Origin of the sequence: Rheinheimera lutimaris (genome assembly GCF_013283795.1) — a bacterium.
GTDB lineage: Bacteria > Pseudomonadota > Gammaproteobacteria > Enterobacterales > Alteromonadaceae > Alishewanella > Alishewanella lutimaris.
Genome location: NZ_JABSOD010000046.1, coordinates 1 through 1237, shown reverse-complemented (window position 1 = coordinate 1237; position 1237 = coordinate 1). Strand labels below are relative to the sequence as shown.

General features: G+C 49.8%; 1 protein-coding gene. It reads right to left on the bottom strand.

Annotated elements, in window-relative coordinates; genetic code table 11:
- Positions 1-40: 40 nt before the first annotated feature.
- A complete protein-coding gene (tuf, locus tag HRH59_RS19135) occupies positions 41-1225 on the bottom strand; it encodes an elongation factor Tu (RefSeq protein WP_173502856.1) in 1185 nt (394 codons plus the stop codon).
- Positions 1226-1237: the final 12 nt, after the last annotated feature.

The window sequence follows — 1237 nt, the reverse complement described above, 5'->3', positions numbered from 1 at the left end:
TAAAAAAGGCCCCGCAGGGCCTTTTCTTATCTATCGCTGATTAAGCGATGATTTTTGATACTACACCAGCACCTACTGTACGGCCGCCTTCACGGATTGCGAAGCGTAAACCTTCGTCCATCGCGATTGGGCAAATCAGCTCAACAACAAACTTCAGGTTGTCGCCTGGCATTACCATTTCTACGCCTTCCGGCAGTTCTACAGCGCCAGTTACGTCTGTAGTACGGAAGTAGAACTGTGGACGGTAGCCTTTGAAGAACGGAGTATGACGACCGCCTTCTTCTTTTGACAATACGTACACTTCGCCTTCGAACTTAGTGTGTGGCTTGATTGAACCCGGCTTCGCCAGTACCTGACCACGCTCTACGTCTTCACGCTTGGTACCACGTAACAGCGCACCGATGTTCTCGCCTGCACGACCTTCGTCTAACAGCTTACGGAACATTTCTACACCGGTACAAGTCGTCGCTACTGTATCTTTGATACCTACGATTTCTACTGTCTCGCCTACTTTTACGATACCTTGCTCTACACGGCCTGTTACTACTGTACCACGGCCAGCAATTGAGAATACGTCTTCGATTGGCATGATGAACGGCTTGTCAATCGCACGTACCGGCTCAGGGATATACGTATCTAACGCTTCGCCCAGCTCCAGAATTTTCTTTTCCCACTCGGCATCGCCTTCCAGGCCTTTCAGCGCTGAACCACGGATCACAGGCAGGTCATCACCCGGGAAGTCGTAGTCTGAAAGAAGCTCACGCACTTCCATTTCTACCAGCTCTAACAGCTCTTCGTCATCTACCATGTCACACTTGTTCATGAACACGATGATGTACGGTACGCCTACCTGACGTGATAACAGGATGTGCTCACGTGTTTGTGGCATCGGGCCGTCTGTCGCTGCTACTACCAGAATTGCTCCGTCCATCTGCGCTGCACCGGTGATCATGTTCTTAACATAGTCGGCGTGACCAGGACAGTCTACGTGTGCGTAGTGACGTGTTGGCGTATCGTATTCAACGTGTGACGTGTTGATAGTGATACCACGGGCTTTTTCTTCAGGTGCTTTGTCGATTTGATCGAAAGCAAATGCCTGACCGCCGTAGTGCTTAGCCAGTACGTTTGTGATTGCTGCAGTTAAAGTAGTTTTACCGTGGTCAACGTGACCGATGGTGCCTACGTTTACGTGCGGTTTATTACGTTCAAATTTAGCCTTAGCCATGTATAGACCCTT